The following is a 22,258-nucleotide window of genomic DNA, read 5'->3' on the forward strand; positions in this document are numbered from 1 at the left end:
CGCCAGCGTTCGTCCTGAGCCAGGATCAAACTCTCAATAAAAGTTATGATAACGTCTTGCGACGTTTAGCTCATTAATTAATTTAAAACTTGCTAGCGAATGTTATTCACTAAATATGGTTTGTTTTTACATTCGTAAAAACGCCCTACACATTTGGTTTGTCTTACTTTGTTCAGTTTTCAAAGATCTAACTTGTTGCCTTAACAACTTTTATATAATAGCATGTATTTCAAAGTGTGTCAACAACATTTTTATTTTTTATTTCTTGTAACGTTTGTTACAGGTTCGTTTCAATCAACTTTTATATAATAACAAATAAAAAATACTAAGTCAATACTGACTCAGCATTTTTTTTAACTTAAATATGGAACTCCGCTAATTTCAAAGTTTTTTAATATTTTTCTTAACGTAGATGGATTTTCCCAAGAAAAATTACTATCGTCTACATTCAAACTGTCTTTACTTTCATCTAAACCAAAAACAAAAAGTGGCATTTTTAAATCACCTAGATAGATACTTGTTAGTTCAACTAATTCCATATCACTTGTATTAAGATGAACTTCATCTCTAAACTCATTCAATATACATGCTAAACTTGTATAATCATTATCTACCTCTGTCATAACAAACTCAACTTGATTGCTCTCTTTTCTAACAAGAAACTTTTTATGTCCGTCTTCTTGATTAAGAATAACTGTTCCAGCAACTTTTACTTGTTCCAACATATTCCACCTCTTAAGTTTTAATGTTTAACTCGTTAATTTTCGACAGATTTAATTATACCATATTTTCTGAAAAAAATCAGTTACTTTACAATGTTTCTTTTAAAGCTTCCTTAACCCAGTCATCTAACTTCTCTTCTATCGTTGAGAAACCAATCTTTTTATTTTTATTTGTAAAGAATTTTTTCTTTCTATTTACTACAACAGGGGATGGTTGAAGCACTCTTAGAGAAAGGCTTATTTTTTGTGTATACTCATCAATATCAATTACTTTGACTGTGACTTTTTGACCTACTTCTAGTTCATCTGCAATATTTTTGATAAAGCCATGTTTAACTTCTGACACATGAATTAACCCTTGCTGATTATTATCTAATGAAACAAAGGCACCATATGGTTGAATACCAGTTATTTTTCCGTTAATGACCATTCCTATTTTATAATCCATATCATCATCTCCTATCAAATCATACATATTTTAACATAAAAAAAGATTAAGGGCAGATATTGCCCTTAATCTTTTCACTAATCGTTTATTTCTACACTATCAATTGTAATATCAAATAATGGACGATCTTGAGCGTCACGTTTTACAGAGCTCATTTCATCTACTACATCCATACCTTCAACAACATGACCGAAAACAGTATGTCTGAAGTCTAACCATGGTGTTCCACCTTTTTTATAAGCTTCAATAATTTCTTCAGGGAATCCAGCACCTTCTAATTGACCTAATATATTAGCTGGTACATTTTGATTTTGAACGATAAAGAATTGGCTGCCGTTAGTATTTGGTCCAGCATTTGCCATTGATAAAGCTCCTCTTAAGTTAAACACTTCTTGAGAGAACTCATCTTCAAATTTTTCACCGTAAATACTTTCGCCACCCATACCTGTTCCAGTTGGGTCTCCACCTTGAACCATAAAATCTGAAATAATACGGTGGAAGATAACTCCGTCATAATAACCTTTTTTACTTAATTCAAGAAAGTTTTTTACTGTTTTAGGTGCTTGTTCTGGGAATAGAGCTACTTTGATATCACCACGGTTTGTTTTGATTGTCGCTGTTACTGTTGCTGCTTCTAAATTTAATTGTGGGAATTGTGTCATGTTTGTTTCCTCCTATTATATATGTATATTTTTAGTCTTCTAAAATACTTCTTACTTTAGTAGTTAATAAATCAATAGCTACCTGATTTTTACCGCCTTCAGGTATAATAATATCTGCATATTTTTTTGTTGGTTCAATAAATTGCGTATGCATTGGCTTAACAACACCTAGATATTGCTCAATGACAGAATCAAGGGAACGACCGCGATCTTCCATGTCTCGCTTAATACGTCTAATGATACGGATATCATCTTCAGTATCTACGTAAACTTTAATATCCATTAAATCTCTAAGTCTTTCATCTTCTAGAATCAAAATACCTTCTAATATAATTACTTCTTTAGGTTCTTGATTAACCACTTCAGTACTACGAGTATGGGCTTCGTAATCATAGACAGGCTTTTCAATACTTTTATAATTCATTAAATCTTTCAAATGGCTTATTAATAAATCTGTGTCAAAAGCAAATGGATGGTCGTAGTTTGTACCTAATCGTTCTTCAAAAGATAAATGACTTTGATCTTTATAGTAAGAATCTTGTTCAAACAATAAGATAGAATGATTTGGTAAAGCATTTAAAATAGCACGACTAACACTAGTCTTACCACTTCCAGAACCACCAGTTACACCGATTACAATAGGACGCTCATTTTTTGTTTGCATGCGTATCCCTCACTTAATTCTTTTTAATCCTTCTTTGATATCCTACTCTATCAAGACCATACTTTCAACTTTTTCGGCATTTTTTCTTCATTTTTTAAAAAAAGATAACTTATTTGAAATTTTCCTCCGAATTTGATTATCATTATCAGTTAAGACTAATTCTAATTAAGAAATAAAAACTTATGGTAGATTGATATTAATAACCAAAGGAGGAGTATTATGAGCAACAACATTTTATCCATAAAACAATTAGGATTTAAGGTAGATGATAACACTATTTTATCTGAGATATCTTTTTCTATGAACAAAGGTGAACTTATGACAATAAGCGGACCTTCTGGTAGCGGAAAAAGTACTCTATTAAAATTAATTGCTAATATGCAAAAAAAAACAACTGGCGATATTTTCTTTAACGAAAAAAAATTAGAAGATTACGTACCGACTGAATACCGTAAAGAAGTCTCTTATCTATTTCAAAACCCTGTTCTCTTTGGAGAAACTGTAAAAGATAACTTAGTTTTTCCATATGAAATCAGACAAAAGGAATTTGATCAAACACGTGCTATTTCATTACTTAAAGATGTTCAACTTTCTGAAGAATTTTTAGATAAAAGAATTGACTCTTTATCAGGCGGAGAAAAACAACGAGTTGCATTTGTTAGAAATTTACTTTTCCCGCCGCAGATTTTATTATTAGATGAAGTAACAAGTGCTTTAGATGAAGAAAATAGTCGTATTATTAGAGAAATGATTTATCGACTAAATAAAGATGAACATTTAACTGTTCTTTGGATTACGCATAACAAAGAGGAGTTCCTCTCTTCTAAACGACGCTTATTTATTGAAGATGGTTTCATAAAGGAGAATACTCATGAATAGTTTAAATATTTCAAATTTATCTTTGTTATTTGCTAGCACTTTAGTTTTTATTGCTTTATTTATTGATTATAAAGAGAAACTTGGTTTAGGAAAAGATATTTTCATCGCTGCTATTAGAACAGTTCTCCAACTATTCATTATTGGATATGTCCTTAGCGCTATTTTTAAAGTTGATAATATTATTGTTACAAGTCTAATGGTCTTATTTATTATTTTTAATGCGGCTTACAACGCAGGTAAGAGAGCCAAACATTTACAAAACGGCTTTAAAATTTCTTTAATGGCTATTAGTATGGGTACTTTTTTATCTCTTGCTGTTCTCTTTTTCTCGGGGACGCTTAAATGGACACCTTCACAAATTGTCCCAATTACAGGGATGATTGCTAGTAATGCCATGACTGCTATTGGTGTTGGTTATCGTACGATGAATTCAAAATTCACAGATCAGAGACAACAAATTCAAGAAAAACTAGCTTTAGGTGCCACAAAAAAACAAGCGACATTACCTATTATTAAAGAAAGCATCAAAACCGCCATGTCACCAAGTATTGATAGTGCTAAAACAGTAGGACTAGTTAGTTTACCTGGTATGATGAGTGGTTTAATGTTTGCTGGAATTGACCCTACCACAGCTATTCGCTACCAAATTGTTGTTATGTTTATGTTAATTTCAACAACTGGATTTGCTACAATGATTGCTTCTTACTTAGCTTACAAACAATACTTTAATGAATTAGATCAATTAAATTAAAAAAGCTATGTCATAAGTTTTTATACTTATGACATAGCTTTTTAATTATCTTTCTTGTACGTATTTATAGGCTGTTCCTAAAGAGATGTTACATTCTTCAGCAATTTGACGTAATGTATAGCGGTTGTTGTTGTATAAGAATCTGATTTGTTCGATTGTTTCTTCAGAAATTTTTGGACGTCCACCAACACGGCCTTTACGGCGAGCTTCTTGTAAACCTTTAGTTGTTCTTTCACGGATAATCATTTTTTCCATTTCGGCAATTTTTAAAATCATTTCCACATAAGGAGCGTCATCAATATCACTATAAGCAGCGCCTTTTTTAACTACTACTAATTGAATTCCTTTTTCTTTTAACTCTGCTAAGAATTCAGCTAATTGAATAATTGATTTACCTAAACAACGTAATTCATAAACTACTAATTCATCTCCAGAATTTAATGTAGCAACAATTTCTTTTAATACGTCGTCGTTTTGAGTGATACCTTCATTCACTTCTTCTTCTACTGTTACAGACTCGATATTTACACTTTTTAATCCTTCGATTTGTTCTTTCACGTAGTTTTCTTCGCTAGATGCGTATACATATCCAATTGTTTTCATAATTTTTTCCCCCTACTTTTTTGTGTTCTTTATATTTTATTCATTTGCAATAATCATTTATCTCTTGCTATGTTCATAGTATATCTCTTTTTTAAAAAACCTGCCTTATCAAACTTTTCTCAAGGTTGTGAAAAATCTGATAAAAAAATAGACCTATTTATGAAACTTTGTTATTTATCCTCGAACATTCCTTTTAAAATATTGGCTTATTATCTACCTTTCTCTTTATTATATTTCAAATAATAAACATTTAATATTAAAAAGCTCACATTTTTATTATTTTTTTGAATCTGACCCCCATCTAGTATATACTATTTAAAAGGAGTGATTCATATGACTTATTCAATATTAGATGAGAAAATTAGAGAAATTCAACCTATTTTTTTTGATGGTTTAAAACGAATCATGCAAATCAATAGTGTAAAAGGAACACCCGAACCTAACGCCCCTTTTGGTAACGGTCCTAAAAAAGCATTATCAGAAACTCTAGAGCTAGCTAAGGAACTAGGTTTCAAAACTGGAATCGTTAGTAATGCTGTTGGTTACGCTCAACTTGGTGAGGATGATGAAAACTATATCGGTGTCATTGGTCATTTAGATGTAGTTCATGAAGGTACTGATTGGGATTATCCACCATTTGATTTAACACTAGATCACGATGTTTTTTACGGTCGTGGTGTTTTGGATAATAAAGGCCCTATCATCGCTAATCTATATGCCCTTTTTATTTTGAAAGAACTTAATTTACCATTAACTAAAACAATTCGTATTTTATTTGGCACCGATGAAGAAAGTGGTTCTGCTGATATTCCTATGTACTTAACTCAAGAACAACCTCCGATGTACGGTTATACGCCAGATTGTAAGTATCCTGCTGTTTACGGAGAGCGTGGTGTATTAGGTGTAAAAATAGTTACAACTATTTCAGATGAGTCCCTTTCTCCATTAACTACTTTTGAAGGTAATTTTGATAGAAGTGCTGTTCCTGATACTTTACATTACACTATTAACAATACTTCTATTTCTTTAACTGGAAAAAGAGCTCCTAGTAACGCCCCTGATATGGGACTAAATGTTATTACATTATTTGGTGAAAAGGAACAAACTAATCACAATCTTTCTGGTGAATTTCAAGATTATCTAAGTTGGCTAGCTAATAGTCTGCATAATCAACATGATGGTTCTGGTTTAGGAATAAACTTTTCTGATGAAGAATCAGGCTATTTAGCTTTAACACCTGTTGACCTAACATTTAATGATAATACTATATCACTTGATATTAGCATCAGATATCCTATTAGTATTCACAAAGAACAAATCATTAAACAACTAGAAAAAGCTATGCCTAACAACTCAATCATTCAAGTTACAAGAGATATGCCTTCTACCTATTTTGATAAAAATCATCCCATGATACATCAAATGAGTAAAGTATATGAATACGCAACAGGTTTAGATGGAACACCAGTTACAACTACTGGTGCAACTTATGCTAGAAGTATGCCCAACATTATTGCCTTTGGACCGTCATTCCCTGGTCAAAAAGGAATTGCACACAATAAAAATGAATATATGGATAAAAAAGATTTAATTAAAAATTTAGAGATTTATACCTATCTTTTATCTGAATTAGGGAAATAACTTGGTAAAATTGTGATCCTAGACTTTTCTATTTTCATGATATAATAACTATAAATGTGAAAGGAGTTCTTATGAAAAAAACAAATATCTTTGAATCAGTTGCTAAACAAATAAAAAATAAAATTGATGATGGTTCTTATAGCTATGAGCAGAAATTGCCCTCAGAATATGATTTAGCTAAAGAATATGATGTTAGTCGATTAACTATTAGAAAAGCAATTGATTTACTCATTTCGCAAAACATTTTAGTTAAACACCGTGGTAAAGGGTCTTATATCATGCGCCAAAATGATAAATTTCAAAGTGGACAAAATGGTTTGTTAAGTTTTACAGAAAGCGCGAAAGCCTTTGGTAAAACCTCTAAGTCAGATATTATTGAATTCCAAAAACTGGATGCTCCTACTAGCCAAATGAAGACAATATTGCAAATAAACGAAGAACCCGTCTATAAAATTAGACGATTACGTTATTTTGACAATGATCCAATGACTTTGGAAGAAATTATTATTCGCTCTTCCATGTTACCTAAAGATTTCACTGAAGTTGATATTCAGGGTTCTATTTTTGATTTAATCGAAAAACAAAGTGATATCTCCTATTCTCATCAAGAAATAGAAGCTACTTTAGTAACTAAGGAAATAAGCGAATACCTAAAAATTCCTGTTAATGAGCCACTACTTTTAGTTCATACGATTACTTTTTCAGCAGCTGGTATCCCTATTCTTTATGATAGTTCTTACTACCGAGCGGATAAATACACATTTAAAAATATTCTTCATCGTCCTATGACGTCATAAAAAATACCGATTATCGATTGTGATAATCAGTATTTTTTCGGTATAGACAAAACAGTATATACTACTGTATACTGAACACAATGATAAGTTTTATGAAAGGTGATGTTTAAAATGAGTTATGGAACAATCGCTACATGGAGAATGGCACATGATGGTATCGTTGCTGCAATGGATCAATTACAAGCTGGACAATCAGCAGGAGATGCACTTGAAACAACCATTAAAATGGTGGAAGATTATCCTTTTTATAAATCTGTTGGTTTTGGAGGTCTTCCTAATGCCAAAGGTATCTTAGAAATGGATGCTGCTTTTATGGATGGTGATACTTTTCAAATCGGAGCTGTAGCAGGAATCGTTGACATTAAAAATCCTATTTCAGTAGCCAGAAAACTTAGTAATGAAAAATTTAATAGTTTTTTAGTTGGTCAAGGTGCTACCGAATACGCTATAGAAGCAGAATTTGAACAAAAAGAAATGCTGACAGACCGTGCTAAAAAAATATGGATGAACCGTTTAGATGATATAAAAAAACATAATTTAAGTCCTTATGATGGCCATGATACAGTAGGTGTCGTAACTTTAGACAGCCAAGGTAGTATGAGCGCTGGTACTTCTAGTTCAGGTCTCTTTATGAAACGACCAGGACGTGTGGGAGACTCTCCTCTTTCTGGTTCTGGTTTTTACGTTGATAGCGAAGTTGGTGGGGCAGCTGCTACTGGATTAGGTGAAGATTTAATGAAGGGGATTTTATCTTACGAAATAGTTCGAAAAATGTCTGAAGGATTAAGCCCTCAAGAAGCATGTGATCAAACTGTTTATACATTCCATGATAAGCTAACAAAACGTTACGGAAAAGCAGGAGCTTTCTCTCTTGTTGCAATGAATAACGAAGGTGCTTGGGGAGTGGCAACTAATGTAGAATTCACTTTTTCTGTAGCAAACGATCACGAAGAAGCTGCTATTTATATTGCTAATATGGGCGAAAATCATACAACTATTATTGAGCCGATTACTCAAGAATGGCTAGATGCTTATGAAAAAAGAATTAAAGCTCCCATAGAATAACAAAAAGGCAGTCTCTATAAAGAGTCTGCCTTTTTGGTTTATTTAATAAGAGACAGTAGATGGGGGAATATCTACTGGTCTTTCTTATCCGAAAGTTTTTGTTGATACACAGCTACCTCGTCTTCACTACAATAAACTGAGTGACCGGGTGCAATTTCACGTAATTGGCGATCTGCACCATCATCTTCTTGAGGTGTAAAAAGAATTCTCTCACGCCCGCGTTCATAATCAGGATCAGGTAATGGAATAGCAGATAGTAAGCTTTCAGTATAAGGATGCAAGCCGTAATTATAAATTTCGGCTGCAGACCCTACCTCTACTAATTTTCCAAAATACATTACTCCAATACGATCACTAATGTATTTAACCATTGATAAATCATGAGCGATAAAGAGATACGTTAACTTTTCTTTTTCCTGTAGTTCTTGTAACAAGTTAACTACTTGGGCTTGAATTGACACGTCTAATGCTGAAATAGGCTCATCACAAATAATAAATTTAGGCTCAACAGCTAAAGCTCGTGCAATTCCAATACGTTGACGTTGACCTCCTGAAAACTCATGAGGATAACGCGTACCATGACTTGGATCTAATCCCACTGTTTTTAACAGCTCATTAACACGATTAGTTCTTTCTTCATCATTTTTAGCTAAACCGTGGACGTCAATACCTTCAGCAATGATGTCTTTAACTTTCATTCTTGGATTTAATGATGCATAAGGATCTTGATAAATCATCTGGACATCTCGTCTAAATTGACTCATATTTTGACGACCTTTTATTTTAGAGACATCCTCACCATCAAATTTAATTTCTCCACTAGTTGGGTTATACAAACGGATAATACTACGTCCAGTTGTTGATTTTCCACAACCAGACTCTCCTACTAACCCAAAAGTTTCCCCTTCATAAATTGAGAAACTAATATCATCAACTGCTTTAACTTCATCTGCTCTTCCAACATTAAAGTGTTGTTTTAAATTATTAACTTCTAATATTAATTTTTTTTCTTGCGTTGCTTCCATATTATCCACCTCTTTCCTATCCATTAAAACGTTCTTTATACTTCTCTCTTCTTCGAACAATTTCAGCTGGTGGAACTACTTCAGGGGCACCTGGAGCAAGTAACCACGTTGCAGCTTTATGAGTTGGTGACACTTCAAAGAAAGGCGGTGCTTCTTCTGTATCAATTTGCATAGCATATTCATTACGAGGATAAAACGCATCTCCTTTAGGTGGATCTAATAAATCAGGAGGCGATCCTGGAATCGCATATAATTTTTCCTCACTAGTTTCAAGAGTTGGCATTGAACTTAATAATCCCCATGTATAAGGATGTTGTGGGTTGTAAAAAATTTCATCGGATGTTCCGATTTCAATAATTCTACCACCATACATAACTGCTACACGATCTGCCACGTTTGCCACTACCCCAAGGTCATGCGTAATAAAGATAATTGATGTCTGAATTTTTTGTTGAATATCTTTCATCAAATCAATAATTTGAGCTTGAATAGTTACATCTAAAGCTGTTGTTGGCTCATCAGCAATTAATACTTCAGGATAACAAATCAAAGCAATCGCAATAACAATACGTTGACGTTGTCCACCTGAGAATTGGTGAGGGTAATTTTTCAAACGCTTTTCAGCATTAGGAATACCTACTAACTTTAATAAATCTAAGGCACGATCAAGAGCATCTTTTTTCGAAATCTTACGGTGTTTTCTAAGTGACTCTGCTACTTGGTTCCCAATATTCATCGTTGGGTCAAGTGAAGTCATTGGATCTTGGAAGATCATCGCAATGTCTTTCCCACGAATTGACTGCATTTGTTTTTCTGTTTTATGAACTAAATCCTCTCCTTTAAAGAGAATTTGTCCTTCATCTATATTCGCATTGTTAGCGAGTAATCTCATAATTGTACGAGTCGTTACTGATTTACCAGAACCAGACTCACCTACGATTGCTAATGTTTCACCTTTATGTAAGTCAAAGTTAACACCACGAATGGCGTGAACTCTACCAGCAAAAGTATCAAACGAGATATTCAAGTCTTTAACTTCTAATACTTTTTCCATTTGTCATCACCATCCTAATCATTCATTTTCGGGTCAAAAGCATCACGTAATCCGTCTGCAAGTAAGTTAAAACAAACCATAATTACAGATAAAGTAATAGCTGGTGCCCACATCAAGTGAGGTAAGAATCTAAACGTCTTATACCCCTCATTTAGTAACGTTCCTAAAGAAGCTGTTGGAGGTGTTAATCCTAATCCAATGAAACTTAAGAATGCTTCAAAGAAAATCGCTGATGGAATACTAAACATCATTTGAACGATGATAACACCTGAAATGTTCGGAAGCACATGTTTTATAGCAATCTTAGGTTTAGAAACTCCTAATGTAGTTGCTGCTAAAACATATTCTTGGTCTTTGATTTTTAAGGTTTGTGCCCTAACAATCCGAGCCATAGTAATCCACCCTGTAATAATCATCGCTAAAATAATCGACATCATACCAGGCTTAAAGACTGTTAACATTAAAATCATAACAACTAAGTTAGGGATTCCCGAAAGGATTTCAAGAATCCGCTGCATGACGTTATCTGTCCGCCCGCCTTTCATTCCTGATATCATTCCGTAAATAACCCCAAAAGTAAGGTCTAAAAAGGCTGCTACAAAAGCAATAATAAGAGACATTCTAGTTCCCATTAATAAACGAGATAGTAAATCACGACCTAATCCGTCTGTTCCTAAATAGAAATGAACATCATCTGGTACATTAGCTTGCTCATACTTGTCAACACGATTGCCACCTACTACAGCTGTTCCGTTAAATCCATCAATTGATACTCCTGGAATTTTCGGTGGTAAATTAATGTATTTAGGATTTTGTTTCGTTGGATCATGGGGTGACACCCAAATCGATCCAAAAGCCAAAATCGTTACAATAATCAGTAAGATTAAAGAGATAACAGCTCCCTTATTTTTTTTCAAACGACGCCAAGAGTCTTGTAAAAAGTTTAAAGAGGGCGCACTAATTTTTTCACGATCTAAATTATCATTAATTGAAATCGGCTCAAATTTTTCTTTTGGTATTTTATTTACATTTAAATTTTCCATTAGTTTTTGCCACCTCCTGATACACGGATTCTTGGATCTACGATACCGTATAATAAGTCAACGATTAAGATAACTACAACTAACATAGTTGAGAACATAATCGTTACTGCCATAATCGTTGGATAATCATTCGTCATAATCGATTTAACAAATTGCTCCCCAATTCCAGGGATAGCAAAAATATTTTCAACTACTAGAGAACCTGTCATTAAAGCTACAGCTAGTGGTCCTAATAAAGTAATCAATGGAATTAAACTATTTCTTAAACCATGACGGAAAACAACTTGTGTACGACTTAATCCTTTTGCTCTAGCTAATTCAATATAGTCACTACTTAGTACTTCTACCATCTCTGTTCTAATGAACCTTGCCGAGTCAGCTAATGGAGACATTGATAAAGCTAATGTTGGAAGGATTGTTGAAATAAACCCTTGATCCCATTTAGCAATTGGCAAGATACCTAATTTAATTGCAAAGACATATTGTAAAAGAACTGCGAATACGAAGTTGGGTATCGACCTACCTAATATAGCAACCAAGGTGGCCAGTGTATCAACCCATGTATTCTGTCTCATCGCAGCTATTGCTCCTAAAATAATACCAACTAAAGTACCAAAAATAATAGCTTGAATCCCTAACTGGACTGATGGTCCTATTCTTTCTTTTAATAATTTTGATACAGGTTGGTTTTTAAATTGGAAACTTGTTCCAAAATCACCCTGTACAATATTTCCCATATAGATTCCATATTGTTGAATAACTGGTTTATCAAGTCCAGCTTGTTCGTTTAATATTTGAATTTGCTCCGGAGATAATTTCTCTTGGTTGGCATAAGGCGAACCAGGAAGCAACTTCATTAAAAAGAATGTAATTGTCGTGATTAGCCATAATGTGATGAGCATAAACATGACACGTTTTAAGAAAAACTTTGCAAAATTTTTCATTTATTTTTCCCCCTTTTGAAATATTTTGACATCTATTAATAAATGAATTAGAGTTAGTTTATCAATCTAATAGAAAAGGAATTACCTTATGACTATCTATAAAAAAATCGGTGTTAGTTTAGGTGGATTAGTTATTTTCATCCCTCTATTTACCTTACTAACCAAAAAAGAATTAACGCTTGTTTCTCTTTCTGATAATTTCTTTATGTTTTCATTAGTATTTATTATTATTGGTGCAGGTATTGCTATATTATCTTCAGGCTTTTTTGATTTCTTTCAAAAAAACATGAAAAACTTAATACAAGCAAGAAAGAAAAACGAACCTAAAGAATACATTCCTCTATCAGAAATTTTCCAAAAGAAACCCATTTACTGGCTATCTATTGGTGGATTATTACTTCTAATAAGTTTTCTTTTAGCTCTCTTTTCTTGATAATAAAAAAAACCTATAACAAGTGTGTTATAGGATTTTTTATTTCCTCTAACCAACAATAAACTTTTCTAAAAATGATTTTCTCTAAATTTTGAAAAATTAAAAAGACTAAATAGCGTGTAAACTTTAATGTGAGAGTTCGTGATTGTTTTAGAAAACAAACAGTTGTTTGAAACCTTAATCATTGATATAACAAGTACCTCTTTTATAAAGAGGTACTTATTAATCAATCACGATATCTTTTCAACTAAGTCTATTCACTGTTAATCTTTTTTCGTCTTATTTAACTTTATATGCCCATTTATAGTCATACATTGCACCAGCCGGATGAGCTACCACACCTTTTACTTTTTCAGAGCGTAAGTGAGCTTCTGCTTCTTGCAATACGTTAATAATTCCAGTATCTTCAACGATGATTTTTTCTGCTGCTTGCATGTTTTCCCAACGTTTTTCTGGGTTATTAACATTTGTTGTACTTGCTTCTTTTACATTCTTATCAAACTCTGGGTTCGAATAGTGACCTCTATTATAAGAGTTACCTGTTTCAAATAAATCTAAGAAACTACTTGGATCTGGATAGTCAGCAATCCAACCACCATACACCATACTGAAATCACCTTTGTTAGAACGATCTAGACGAACACTAAATGGTACTGGACTAAGTTTCACTTTAAGTCCTGGTAATTCCTCTTCCAATGAACCTTGTAGAAACTCTAAAACTTTTTTAGTTGAGTCATTATCAGAAGCTAAAATTTCTACTTCGATTTTATCTTTTCCTAAATCTTTTTTAGCTTTTTCCCAATGCTCTTTAGCTTTTTTACTGTCATAACCAACATCTCCACCAGCTTCTTCAGAGAAGTCTTTTCCTCCGTTTGGAGAGTGTGATAAGTCAGTTGGTACTAACCCCTTAGCTGGTACAGAACCATCTGCTAAAATTTGATTAGCTAATGACTCTCTATCAATTGCATAAGAAATAGCTTTTCTTAAATCTTCATTATGGAATTGTGAGTCTTTTTCACGTTGATTTAGTTCTAAGTAACGAGCTGATGCTTTTAATTCAGTTACTAACTCAGGATCTCCTGCTTTTTGTTGAGCTAATTCTCCTGATAACTGTACATCTTCAACTTGTCCATCATCGTATAAGTTTAAGCTAGTAGAAGATTCTTTTACTACACTAACCTTGATTTCATCTAACTTAACAGTATCTTTGTCCCAATACTCAGGGTTCTTAACATATGACCACTCTGTATCTGTACCAGGTCCATCAAAGTTCGCTAAAGTAAATGGTCCATTATAGACAGCTTTCTCACTTGATGTTGTATATTCTTTACCATACTTTTCAACGATATCTTGACGTTGTGGCATGAATGTTGTGAATGCTAATAAATAATCAAAATATGGTGCTGCTTTTTCTAATGTGATTTCTAATTCATAATCACTAACAGCTTTGATTCCTAATTCATCAACTGGTTTCTCACCAGCTGTAATAGCTGCGCCATTTTTAACAATTTCATGTAGGTAAGCATATTCTGATGCAGTTTTTGGATCAACAGTTCGTTGCCATCCATAAACGTAGTCTTTCGCTTTAACAGGCTCGCCATCTGACCATTTAGCATCCTCACGAAGTTTAACTTTATACGTTAAACCATCTTCACTAACTTCAGCTTTTTCTACTGCTCCAGCTGGTTCCGGTTCTTGAGATTCACCTAAACGATAAATCCCTTCATAAACATTGTTTAGAGCAACTGATCCGATAACATCTGTATTTAATGATAAATCTGCTGATGGCATTTCTTGTAATACGTTTACTGTAAAGATCTGCTCATCTGCTAATTCTTCACTACCGCTTGCTTCTGAACTTGCTGCAGGTTTAGAATCAGTACCTTCTTTGCCGCCACCTTTACCTCCACAAGCTACTAAACCTAATGCCACTGTAGATAAAAGCCCCACATACACCATTTTTTTCATTTTCATTAGAATTCCCCCTTAATATTTACATTAAAATTAGAACTAAATTAAAATATACTCATAATAGTATATGAAAACTCATCATATTGCAACCATTTTTTCCTGCAAAATTAGGAAAAACCGAATGTTAAGATAAATAATCCCCGTATAGTAGCCTTTTAAGATTGTATTTATTAGAAAATTAAAATGAAATGAAAAAAAAGAAAACCATCTTAACCTAAGAATGGTTTTCTTTATTTTTTTTTCGTCATATTTTTTATTGAACGTTTGATTACTTGAGTGAAGCTTAATGATTTAACAATTTTATCAGCACCAATATATGTTCTCATTGTTCTTAAAACTTTTTTAGGGTCTTTAGCTGAAAAGGTGTAAGTACCATCTTTTTTGGTTTTAACAGCAAATCTTGGTATCCACTTTCCTTTAAACATCACAGAAGTAATAACACAATCAATTTCTTCCCATGGTATCTGAATGAAATTAGCTGCTTTTCGATCATCATAAAATTCAAAACCTTTATCTCCTATCATGATTTTACCATAGTCAGTGAAACCTAAAAAAGAGGTCGCTTTCTCAACTAAATCTACTTTTGTATTAATTGATTGAACCATAATATGCCTCCTACTGAGTTAATTAGATATATAAATTATAACATATTATCCTTTATCTCCAAAAAAAGTCTGAGCTAATTTATCACTAGCTCAGACTTAATTGATTTCTATTTATTACATAATTCCTAATAAATGTAAACCAATACCTGCTACGAATAGACCTAAAATAATAACAATTGGAGATACTTTTTTCTTCAATAACCACATACAGAAGAATGTTAATAATAATCCAGCTAATCCTGGGATTAAGCTATCTAAGTTATCTTGTAAAGTTGTTACTTTAGTATCTGTTAGAGATAAACCTTGACCTTGTTGTAATAAGGCTTGTTTAACTCCTTCAGCGCCTTCTGGTAAGCTATTCCAATCAATGAATGCTCCTTCAGATAATTTAACTTCAGATACAGTTGGGGCAAATCCAATAGATACCCATCTATTTACTAAGGCACCTAAGATAAACATACCTAAGATAGAAGCACCTTTTGTAATATCTTGTAAGATACCACCTGATAAGTCATCAGTAATTTTAGAACCAGCTTTATAACCTAATTCTTGTGTGTACCATGTAAATGCCATACGAATCGCATTCCAAGCTACAAAGTAAATGATTGGCCCTAAGATATTTCCAGCCATTGCAAGAGAAGCTGCTAAAGCTCCTAAAATTGGTTTAACTGTAAACCAGAATACAGGATCCCCGATACCAGCTAAAGGTCCCATCATACCAACTTTAACCCCTTGAATTGCTACATCATCAACTGGTGCACCATTAGCACGTTCTTCTTCAAGAGCTAATGTTACCCCGATAATTGGAGATGCCACATATGGATGGGTATTAAAGAATTCTAAATGACGAGTTAATGCTGCTGATTGCTCATCTTTTGTTTTGTATAAACGTTTAATAGCTGGGATCATTGTGTATGCCCAACCACCATTTTGCATACGCTCATAGTTCCAAGAACCTTGTAGGAATGTAGAACGTAACCAAATAGAAATTCTATCTTTTTTCGTTAATTCAATTCTATTTTCTGACATTTTTTTCGCTCCCTTCTTAATAGTTATCGATGATATCGCCTACAGGATCACCTGTATTTGAACCACCGCCGTTGCCTGATCCACCTTGTTTTGATAACGCTAAGTAGATTAACGCTAAGGCAAGACCAATTGCACCAAGACCCATTAATGTGATTTCTGAAACTGTTGCTAATACAAAACCAATAGCAAAGAATGGCCATACTTCTTTTGTAGCCATCATGTTAATAACCATTGCATAACCAACAGCTACTACCATTCCACCACCGATTGCTAATCCGTCTGTTAACCAAGCTGGCATTAAAGCTAAAACGCCACTTACTCGCTCAGCACCAATTGCTAAGATTAAACCAGCTGGAATTGCAATACGTAAACCTTGCATTACGATAGCTAATAAATGCCACATTTCAACTTTTCTAATATTTCCTTCTGCAGCTGCAGCATCCATCAAGTGAACAAATGCTGTTGCTAATGTACGACCAATAATAGTTAATAAAAGACCTGCTACAGCTAAAGGAATAGCTAAAGCAATCGCTGTCTGAACGCCAGCTTCTCCTTCTCCCCCTAAAACTAAAATAAGAGCAGATGCAACAGATGCTAAAGCAGCATCGGGAGCTACGGCAGCACCAATGTTAGCCCATCCAAGAGCGATCATTTGTAGGGTACCACCTAAAATAAGACAAGGGATTAGGTTTCCTGTTACTAAACCGATAAGTGTACATGCGATAACTGGTTGATGGAAATGAAATTGGTCTAAAATACCTTCAACACCAGCTAAAAATGCCACGATAATCACTAAGATTATTTGAATAAAATTTAAATCCATGGTAATAATTCCTCCATTCCTTTTATAATAATAAATTATTGCTTATTAATTTCTTCTTGTGCTTTTTTAAGAATTTCTTCCATGTTTCCTTTTGAGTCATTTGGAACTTTACGAACGTCAAAAGAAACACCAGCTTCTTTTAAAGCTTTAAATGTATCAATATCATCTTGATTAAAAGCTAACACTTTATTTGGTTGTACTTTACCAGTTGAGTGAGCCATTGAACCAACGTTAATTGTCCCTAACTCTACGCCACCTTTAATCGTACGCAAAACATCTTGTGGCGTTTCAAAAAGTAATAATGCTTTTTGGCCACCAAAGTGCTCATCGTCTTGTGCTAATTTAATCATGTGGTCAATCGGCACAACGTGTGCTTTTACTCCTGGAGGAGCAGCTTGTTCGATTAATTTTTTACGTAATTCATCTTTAGCCACAGCATCAGAAACAACAATAATACGTGTTGGTCCAGTTGTTTTTGTCCAAGCAGTTGCTACTTGTCCATGTAAAAGACGAGAATCAATACGTGCTAAAACATAATCCATTTTTCCAGGACGTCCTGCATTAACACTTTCTTCATTAGAAGTAGATACCTCAGCTGGTTCTAACTCTTCTGGCATTACTTTAACGCCTTCTTTAGCTGTTGCTAATACATGTTTAGCAATATCTTGTGCACTTTCCATTGAAAAACGAGATGCATAAGCTTCAATGATCATCGGTAAATTCATACCTGCCACAATTGCCCATTTGTCTTGATGTCCTTCAAGTAAACTACTTGCTTGATTAAAAGGTGTACCACCCCATAAATCAACTAAGAATAATACTTCGTCTTGATTGTCAAAGCTGTTAATTGCTTCTTGCATTTTTCTTTTCACATCTTCAGGACCTTCTGAGGGCATTAATGTAACTGCTGCTACATTTTCTTGCTCGCCAAAAATCATTGATGCTGATTGTAAAACGCCAGTCGCAAATTCACCATGACTTGCTAGGATAATTCCTACCATTCTTTTACCTCCTACCTTTTTTTTATTTCTCTATAAAGACCACTTACTTCTATTATATATAGAAGATAAATGCTTGATAGCTATAAGAAGTTTTGTTTTTTTAAGCTCTCCATTAAATTTACTTTGTGATCTGCAGGCACTTTTCTAATTTCAAGTTCGATTCCCTGTTCATCTAGATAAACAAAAGCTTCAATGTCTCTATCATCCACAGAAACAAAATTAGTTAACATTTTTTTCCCTGAAGAAAAACTCATACCACCTATATTAACCGTTGATAACTTTAATCCATTACGAACGAGAGTTTCGACATCAACTGGGCTTGTAAATAATAAGGCAACTTTTTCTCCATGAAGAATATAACTATTAGATACTTCCATCATTCTAGTTACACTCACCACATTAACATTTATTCCTGAAGGTGCTGCTTGCTTTAGTAAAATTTTTCTAAGTGGATTATTGGCTGCTTCATCACTGATTACCAAAATACGATTAATATCGATTTGCTTAGACCAAGCAGTTGTTACTTGCCCATGAATTAAACGATCATCGATTCTTGCTAACCGAATGTCAATACTCATACTACACACTCCAAATCTTAGAAATTAAATGGAAGACATGACAAAAAACAACTTTTTCTCCCTATACAACTATATAAGCAATTATCGTGCCAAAAAATATTAACAACGTTTTTCTTAATGAATTCCTTATAAATCAATGTTTCAATACACAACACACTAAATAATACACAAATAAATACAGTAACAATACACTAAACTTTAAGCCATTGTGTATTGTTACTGTATTAAATATCGTTATTTATCTTTTTCATTTTCGATTATCTTTACAATAAAGAATTTTTCACTTTCTGAAAAATCAATCTGTAAAATTTGATTCAACAAATCGAATGCTGGTTTAATTCTGATATAAATGTCATTTTGTTGCATTAATTCTAATTCATCAGAATCCGTTGATAAGGTGTCTTTTCTAAGTTCACGTTCAACTGCTCCTGCTGTATGCATACAAAGATTAATATAGAAAGATTCATTAGCGTTCAATGTTTCTAACTCATTAATTTTATCAACAAATAGCCACAAAGGATCCAGTAATTTATCCGGATTAATAAAAGTAAAACTTTCCTTTAAATACTCATAACACATCTCTTTAGCGCTATCTAATGATAATTCAGATTGTTGTTCAATAAAACTATTGCTGATTACATCTTCTATAACTTGAGAACCTTGATTTGAAAAAAGAATATCCATTGAAATAAATGGCGCTTGAATTTTAGGATCTTTAATTCCCGTTGTTGCTAATATATGGTAGCTTTTCTCAATTTCTTTTATTCGTTCATTCATCTCAACAACTGAAATGGGGAAAACAACAATATTTGTTTCTAAATTGTTTAACAAATAGCGCTCGATTAATTCCTTCATTCTCTGGGCTGTGCCTTTTCCAGAAGCACAAATAGCAATAATGGCCTTCTCTTTCAAATGATTATCTTCTATTCTTGCTTCAGCTAACAATTCTTTTTCACCCATTGTATACCCATGAAAATGACTAATTGATTCATAAATATCATTTAGATTCGTATCAAGCAAGCTTGATTTTCTAGCGGCCTCAAGAACAATCGAAGTCGTTACCATATCAATCGTTTTAACTTCAATTCCAGTTTTTACTTTGATGTCTTCTGAAAAAGTACTAAGTGAGCCCATATCAACTAAGAGCATAACACCACTGCCCTCATCTACTTCAATAACTTCTTCAACAATTTTTTCAAAGGCTTCTTTTGGTTTCATCTCTAAGGGCATATCCACTGCTCTTAAGTTATCTACTTTTAATAATTGAGTAACCACTTGTACCATACTAGTTGCGGTACTATTCCCATGCGCTGCAACAACAATACCAATTCTGCCATCTTCTTTGTTTTCTTTTAAGGAGACTAATAAAATCGTTAAATAGTGTACTTCTGAAGTAGGGACATCTACATGATAATCTTCTTCAATCATTTCTTTAAAAACTTTTGCAACTTTCATTTCTTCTGGATAATGAGCTACCATATTTTGAATGTTTTCATTATTACCACGAAGAGTCTCTTCATTGTTTTTCAATCTATTTAAAAAAGAACTAATATGAAATCCCATGGCATATAAAAAGTTAGTTTGAAATTCATACTCTAGGGCTTCCTTGGCGTATTCATAAATACGTCTTGTTGTATTCAATATTCGCTCATCTATAATCTCAGTTAATTTGCTTTCCGTATCAAAAGTAAAACCGTGATTGCGATAAAATGATTTTAAGTGAACATTGATATCTGTTGAAATAAAATGATTAATCGCATCCTGCGTTAAGCCATCTTCTTTCAAAACAGCCGCTTTATCACCGATAATCTCGTACAAATTGTACGGAAGTTCATATGAGTCTTCCTCAAAAATATCCAGTGGTGTATTTGGAGAAATCGATGTTTGTGGTGAAAGTAAAGAAGTTAATTCTGACATTGCTGATCGGTCATGAGCTAACGTCATCAACCCTTCTTTTATCCCTTCATTTAATTCTTCTAGAGTAATATGAATTTCATCTTTTTCCATATGATTTAAAAATGCTTGAGCAGTAACTAATTGAACATTTGATTTTAACTGTCCTACGTTTCCATAAGATACACTACCAATTAATGCCTTAATAACGTCTTCACTTAGAATTATTTTTCTTTGAATCCTCTTAGCTTCCATAGCCATCATCATTTTAACCAAATCAATTTTTTCTTTAGCAGATCGGTCCTTAAAATTAGGTAGCTGAATCGTAATTGGAATCCTGCGGACAAACGTATTTAATAAGGCCGAGTTTGGGTCTTCTGTCGTCGCACAAATAATTCGAACATTTGCTTTACGGTTTTTTTGAGTTTCACCTAATTTGGCGTACGTGCCATTATCCATAAAATAAAAGACCATTTCTTGCCCTTCTGGTGGCAAACGGTGAATCTCATCTAAAAATAAATAACTGTCATTTGCTAAACTAATTAAGCCTTCTTTCTCTTGATCTGCTCCAGTAAAAGCTCCTTTAACATGACCAAATAAATGACTCATTAATAATTCTGGATTACTGGCATAATCGGCACAATTAAAAACAACCATTTCTTTTTTAGAAGAAACCACTTGATTTTGCTTCGCAAATTGAAACATCGTATGAGCAAAAAAAGTTTTACCAGAACCTGTTGGACCAATAATTAAACAATTTAATCCTTTCGGCGGATATAGAATAGCCGCTTTTGCTTGCTCTGTGGAGTTTTTCATACTACCATACGCGCCTACAACCCGTTTAAAAATATCTTCTGTAGAGTATTTAATTTCTTTGGGTTCTTTTTTTACAGGCTCAGATTCTAAATAACTCTCAACATATTTTGAAAGAGGCTTATGACGAAAAACTGATTTACACACATATCGAACTGGCCTACCGTCCAACTTATCAACTAATCCTTCACGGACCAAGCTATTTAAATCCTTACTGGCATTACTTCGCTGAATCTCACAATTTTCAGCAACTTCTTTTGTTGTGACACCTATAATTTTATTAGTATCTGATGGATCTACTTCTTTTGAGATTTCTTTAACATATTGATACACTCGATCGATTCGTTTCATCCTCATCCTCCTAACAAATACACTAACTCAACTGTATTAATAGTGTATCAAAAAAAAAAAGAAATGACACTTTATTTTATTTTCCCTTTTTCTTTCGCGTATTCAATATACTCTTCAATTTTACGAATTTTCTTTTCTTTAATAATATCTTTCATATCTTCAGATAAATCAGTGATGATATTCTCTTTGATTAACTTCTCAAATACCATTTGCAATTGATACATCTCAACTAATATATCTTGCTCGTTTGTCTCATTAGGCCTATCAGGATGGCAATCATCTAATCCAAATCTTAAAGCCTTTGCTGCTCCTTGAGTAATTTCAGCACATTCTTCCATTAAAGAAACTAACAAATATTCTTCTAAATTCATGTAATCCACTCCTTTTACTAAATAATAGCCTTTTTATTACCAAATGAGAATAGAAAAAGAGAATGACTTATTAGGTCATTCTCTTTCAATTC

General features: G+C 33.3%; 23 protein-coding genes. 6 read left to right on the plus strand and 17 right to left on the minus strand.

Features of this window, described 5'->3' with window-relative positions; all coding sequences use genetic code 11:
- Nucleotides 1–353 precede the first annotated feature (353 nt).
- The 4 genes from ACODH8_RS07695 to udk all read right to left on the minus strand — a co-directional run bounded on the left by ACODH8_RS07695 (nucleotide 354) and on the right by udk (nucleotide 2,496).
- Nucleotides 354–722 (minus strand): hypothetical protein, encoded by a 369-nt coding sequence (locus tag ACODH8_RS07695; RefSeq protein ID WP_332466237.1) that lies wholly within the window; start codon nucleotides 720–722, stop codon nucleotides 354–356.
- 88 nt (nucleotides 723–810) lie between these two features.
- A complete protein-coding gene (yugI, locus tag ACODH8_RS07700; protein WP_332466238.1) occupies nucleotides 811–1,170 on the minus strand; it encodes a S1 domain-containing post-transcriptional regulator GSP13 in 360 nt (119 codons plus the stop codon).
- A gap of 77 nt (nucleotides 1,171–1,247) precedes the next feature.
- The gene (locus tag ACODH8_RS07705) at nucleotides 1,248–1,832 is read right to left on the minus strand and encodes a peptidylprolyl isomerase (RefSeq protein WP_420517658.1); all 585 of its coding nucleotides are present in this window, start codon (nucleotides 1,830–1,832) and stop codon (nucleotides 1,248–1,250) included.
- Nucleotides 1,833–1,863: 31 nt separating this feature from the next.
- Nucleotides 1,864–2,496 carry a uridine kinase gene (udk, locus tag ACODH8_RS07710; protein ID WP_332466240.1) on the minus strand — a complete coding sequence of 211 codons (633 nt, stop codon included), beginning with the start codon at nucleotides 2,494–2,496 and terminating at the stop codon, nucleotides 1,864–1,866.
- Nucleotides 2,497–2,715: 219 nt separating this feature from the next.
- Here udk and ACODH8_RS07715 point away from each other — a divergent pair, with 219 nt between their 5' ends.
- Complete coding sequence (locus ACODH8_RS07715) at nucleotides 2,716–3,375, plus strand: ABC transporter ATP-binding protein (protein WP_332466241.1); 660 nt, start codon at nucleotides 2,716–2,718, stop codon at nucleotides 3,373–3,375.
- A complete protein-coding gene (locus ACODH8_RS07720; protein WP_332466242.1) occupies nucleotides 3,368–4,126 on the plus strand; it encodes an ABC transporter permease in 759 nt (252 codons plus the stop codon). The genes ACODH8_RS07715 and ACODH8_RS07720 overlap by 8 nt, the downstream gene beginning before the upstream one ends.
- Nucleotides 4,127–4,171: 45 nt before the next feature.
- On the opposite strand, the gene ACODH8_RS07725 is transcribed toward ACODH8_RS07720, so the two are convergent.
- The gene (locus ACODH8_RS07725; RefSeq protein WP_332466243.1) at nucleotides 4,172–4,729 is read right to left on the minus strand and encodes a recombinase family protein; all 558 of its coding nucleotides are present in this window, start codon (nucleotides 4,727–4,729) and stop codon (nucleotides 4,172–4,174) included.
- Between the two features lie 333 nt (nucleotides 4,730–5,062).
- Here ACODH8_RS07725 and ACODH8_RS07730 point away from each other — a divergent pair, with 333 nt between their 5' ends.
- The 3 genes from ACODH8_RS07730 (at nucleotide 5,063) to ACODH8_RS07740 (ending at nucleotide 8,232) form a co-directional block, all read left to right on the plus strand.
- Nucleotides 5,063–6,370, plus strand: coding sequence for a Sapep family Mn(2+)-dependent dipeptidase (locus ACODH8_RS07730; protein WP_332466244.1), 1,308 nt, complete (start codon nucleotides 5,063–5,065; stop codon nucleotides 6,368–6,370).
- A 71-nt stretch (nucleotides 6,371–6,441) separates the two neighbouring features.
- The gene (locus ACODH8_RS07735; RefSeq protein ID WP_332466245.1) at nucleotides 6,442–7,167 is read left to right on the plus strand and encodes a GntR family transcriptional regulator, LSA1692 subfamily; all 726 of its coding nucleotides are present in this window, start codon (nucleotides 6,442–6,444) and stop codon (nucleotides 7,165–7,167) included.
- Between the two features lie 111 nt (nucleotides 7,168–7,278).
- Nucleotides 7,279–8,232: a N(4)-(beta-N-acetylglucosaminyl)-L-asparaginase gene (locus tag ACODH8_RS07740; protein WP_332466246.1), complete on the plus strand. Its 954-nt coding sequence runs from the start codon at nucleotides 7,279–7,281 to the stop codon at nucleotides 8,230–8,232.
- A 71-nt stretch (nucleotides 8,233–8,303) separates the two neighbouring features.
- On the opposite strand, the gene ACODH8_RS07745 is transcribed toward ACODH8_RS07740, so the two are convergent.
- The 4 genes from ACODH8_RS07745 to opp3b are packed head-to-tail and all read right to left on the minus strand — an operon-like array spanning nucleotide 8,304 to nucleotide 12,298.
- On the minus strand, nucleotides 8,304–9,257 hold the full coding sequence (locus ACODH8_RS07745) for an ABC transporter ATP-binding protein (protein ID WP_332466247.1): 954 nt from the start codon (nucleotides 9,255–9,257) through the stop codon (nucleotides 8,304–8,306).
- Between the two features lie 16 nt (nucleotides 9,258–9,273).
- Nucleotides 9,274–10,311: an ABC transporter ATP-binding protein gene (locus ACODH8_RS07750; protein ID WP_332466248.1), complete on the minus strand. Its 1,038-nt coding sequence runs from the start codon at nucleotides 10,309–10,311 to the stop codon at nucleotides 9,274–9,276.
- 14 nt (nucleotides 10,312–10,325) lie between these two features.
- Nucleotides 10,326–11,354: an oligopeptide ABC transporter permease gene (gene opp3C / locus ACODH8_RS07755; protein ID WP_332466249.1), complete on the minus strand. Its 1,029-nt coding sequence runs from the start codon at nucleotides 11,352–11,354 to the stop codon at nucleotides 10,326–10,328.
- Nucleotides 11,354–12,298, minus strand: coding sequence for an oligopeptide ABC transporter permease (gene opp3b / locus ACODH8_RS07760; RefSeq protein WP_332466250.1), 945 nt, complete (start codon nucleotides 12,296–12,298; stop codon nucleotides 11,354–11,356). Before opp3b ends, opp3C begins: the two co-directional genes overlap by 1 nt.
- 88 nt (nucleotides 12,299–12,386) lie before the next feature.
- On the opposite strand from opp3b, the gene ACODH8_RS07765 reads away from it, so the two are divergent.
- Nucleotides 12,387–12,731 carry a DUF3899 domain-containing protein gene (locus tag ACODH8_RS07765; RefSeq protein ID WP_332466251.1) on the plus strand — a complete coding sequence of 115 codons (345 nt, stop codon included), beginning with the start codon at nucleotides 12,387–12,389 and terminating at the stop codon, nucleotides 12,729–12,731.
- A 279-nt stretch (nucleotides 12,732–13,010) separates the two neighbouring features.
- Here the strand turns inward: ACODH8_RS07765 and ACODH8_RS07770 are convergent, their stop codons facing one another.
- The 8 genes from ACODH8_RS07770 to ACODH8_RS07805 form a co-directional block, all read right to left on the minus strand.
- The gene (locus tag ACODH8_RS07770) at nucleotides 13,011–14,705 is read right to left on the minus strand and encodes a peptide ABC transporter substrate-binding protein (protein ID WP_332466252.1); all 1,695 of its coding nucleotides are present in this window, start codon (nucleotides 14,703–14,705) and stop codon (nucleotides 13,011–13,013) included.
- Nucleotides 14,706–14,932: 227 nt separating this feature from the next.
- Nucleotides 14,933–15,307 carry a DUF956 family protein gene (locus tag ACODH8_RS07775; protein ID WP_332466253.1) on the minus strand — a complete coding sequence of 125 codons (375 nt, stop codon included), beginning with the start codon at nucleotides 15,305–15,307 and terminating at the stop codon, nucleotides 14,933–14,935.
- Nucleotides 15,308–15,421: 114 nt separating this feature from the next.
- Nucleotides 15,422–16,336 carry a PTS system mannose/fructose/sorbose family transporter subunit IID gene (locus tag ACODH8_RS07780; protein ID WP_332466254.1) on the minus strand — a complete coding sequence of 305 codons (915 nt, stop codon included), beginning with the start codon at nucleotides 16,334–16,336 and terminating at the stop codon, nucleotides 15,422–15,424.
- Nucleotides 16,337–16,352: 16 nt separating this feature from the next.
- On the minus strand, nucleotides 16,353–17,159 hold the full coding sequence (locus ACODH8_RS07785) for a PTS mannose/fructose/sorbose transporter subunit IIC (RefSeq protein ID WP_332466255.1): 807 nt from the start codon (nucleotides 17,157–17,159) through the stop codon (nucleotides 16,353–16,355).
- Between the two features lie 35 nt (nucleotides 17,160–17,194).
- Nucleotides 17,195–18,160: a mannose/fructose/sorbose PTS transporter subunit IIA gene (locus tag ACODH8_RS07790; RefSeq protein WP_332466256.1), complete on the minus strand. Its 966-nt coding sequence runs from the start codon at nucleotides 18,158–18,160 to the stop codon at nucleotides 17,195–17,197.
- Between the two features lie 80 nt (nucleotides 18,161–18,240).
- Entirely contained in the window at nucleotides 18,241–18,738 is a 498-nt protein-coding gene (locus ACODH8_RS07795) for a mannose/fructose/sorbose PTS transporter subunit IIB (protein ID WP_332466257.1), read from the minus strand.
- Nucleotides 18,739–18,972: 234 nt separating this feature from the next.
- Nucleotides 18,973–21,795 carry a sigma 54-interacting transcriptional regulator gene (locus ACODH8_RS07800; RefSeq protein ID WP_332466258.1) on the minus strand — a complete coding sequence of 941 codons (2,823 nt, stop codon included), beginning with the start codon at nucleotides 21,793–21,795 and terminating at the stop codon, nucleotides 18,973–18,975.
- 71 nt (nucleotides 21,796–21,866) lie between these two features.
- A complete protein-coding gene (locus tag ACODH8_RS07805) occupies nucleotides 21,867–22,166 on the minus strand; it encodes a hypothetical protein (protein ID WP_332466259.1) in 300 nt (99 codons plus the stop codon).
- Nucleotides 22,167–22,258 lie beyond the last annotated feature (92 nt).

Source organism: Vagococcus fluvialis, assembly GCF_048815235.1.
Taxonomy (GTDB): Bacteria; Bacillota; Bacilli; order Lactobacillales; family Vagococcaceae; genus Vagococcus.

What these genes read in the sequence shown, in the direction of transcription:
- ACODH8_RS07765 (WP_332466251.1), top strand. Translation starts at nt 12,387, where the DNA reads ATGACTATCTATAAAAAAATCGGTGTTAGTTTAGGTGGATTAGTTATT.
- ACODH8_RS07715 (WP_332466241.1), top strand. Translation starts at nt 2,716, where the DNA reads ATGAGCAACAACATTTTATCCATAAAACAATTAGGATTTAAGGTAGAT.
- opp3b (WP_332466250.1), bottom strand. Translation starts at nt 12,298, where the DNA reads ATGAAAAATTTTGCAAAGTTTTTCTTAAAACGTGTCATGTTTATGCTC.
- ACODH8_RS07720 (WP_332466242.1), top strand. Translation starts at nt 3,368, where the DNA reads ATGAATAGTTTAAATATTTCAAATTTATCTTTGTTATTTGCTAGCACT.
- ACODH8_RS07730 (WP_332466244.1), top strand. Translation starts at nt 5,063, where the DNA reads ATGACTTATTCAATATTAGATGAGAAAATTAGAGAAATTCAACCTATT.
- ACODH8_RS07770 (WP_332466252.1), bottom strand. Translation starts at nt 14,705, where the DNA reads ATGAAAATGAAAAAAATGGTGTATGTGGGGCTTTTATCTACAGTGGCA.
- opp3C (WP_332466249.1), bottom strand. Translation starts at nt 11,354, where the DNA reads ATGGAAAATTTAAATGTAAATAAAATACCAAAAGAAAAATTTGAGCCG.
- ACODH8_RS07800 (WP_332466258.1), bottom strand. Translation starts at nt 21,795, where the DNA reads ATGAAACGAATCGATCGAGTGTATCAATATGTTAAAGAAATCTCAAAA.
- ACODH8_RS07780 (WP_332466254.1), bottom strand. Translation starts at nt 16,336, where the DNA reads ATGTCAGAAAATAGAATTGAATTAACGAAAAAAGATAGAATTTCTATT.
- ACODH8_RS07740 (WP_332466246.1), top strand. Translation starts at nt 7,279, where the DNA reads ATGAGTTATGGAACAATCGCTACATGGAGAATGGCACATGATGGTATC.
- ACODH8_RS07790 (WP_332466256.1), bottom strand. Translation starts at nt 18,160, where the DNA reads ATGGTAGGAATTATCCTAGCAAGTCATGGTGAATTTGCGACTGGCGTT.
- ACODH8_RS07795 (WP_332466257.1), bottom strand. Translation starts at nt 18,738, where the DNA reads ATGAGTATTGACATTCGGTTAGCAAGAATCGATGATCGTTTAATTCAT.
- ACODH8_RS07750 (WP_332466248.1), bottom strand. Translation starts at nt 10,311, where the DNA reads ATGGAAAAAGTATTAGAAGTTAAAGACTTGAATATCTCGTTTGATACT.
- ACODH8_RS07785 (WP_332466255.1), bottom strand. Translation starts at nt 17,159, where the DNA reads ATGGATTTAAATTTTATTCAAATAATCTTAGTGATTATCGTGGCATTT.
- ACODH8_RS07735 (WP_332466245.1), top strand. Translation starts at nt 6,442, where the DNA reads ATGAAAAAAACAAATATCTTTGAATCAGTTGCTAAACAAATAAAAAAT.
- ACODH8_RS07725 (WP_332466243.1), bottom strand. Translation starts at nt 4,729, where the DNA reads ATGAAAACAATTGGATATGTATACGCATCTAGCGAAGAAAACTACGTG.
- ACODH8_RS07805 (WP_332466259.1), bottom strand. Translation starts at nt 22,166, where the DNA reads ATGAATTTAGAAGAATATTTGTTAGTTTCTTTAATGGAAGAATGTGCT.
- ACODH8_RS07775 (WP_332466253.1), bottom strand. Translation starts at nt 15,307, where the DNA reads ATGGTTCAATCAATTAATACAAAAGTAGATTTAGTTGAGAAAGCGACC.
- ACODH8_RS07705 (WP_420517658.1), bottom strand. Translation starts at nt 1,832, where the DNA reads ATGACACAATTCCCACAATTAAATTTAGAAGCAGCAACAGTAACAGCG.
- udk (WP_332466240.1), bottom strand. Translation starts at nt 2,496, where the DNA reads ATGCAAACAAAAAATGAGCGTCCTATTGTAATCGGTGTAACTGGTGGT.
- ACODH8_RS07745 (WP_332466247.1), bottom strand. Translation starts at nt 9,257, where the DNA reads ATGGAAGCAACGCAAGAAAAAAAATTAATATTAGAAGTTAATAATTTA.
- yugI (WP_332466238.1), bottom strand. Translation starts at nt 1,170, where the DNA reads ATGGATTATAAAATAGGAATGGTCATTAACGGAAAAATAACTGGTATT.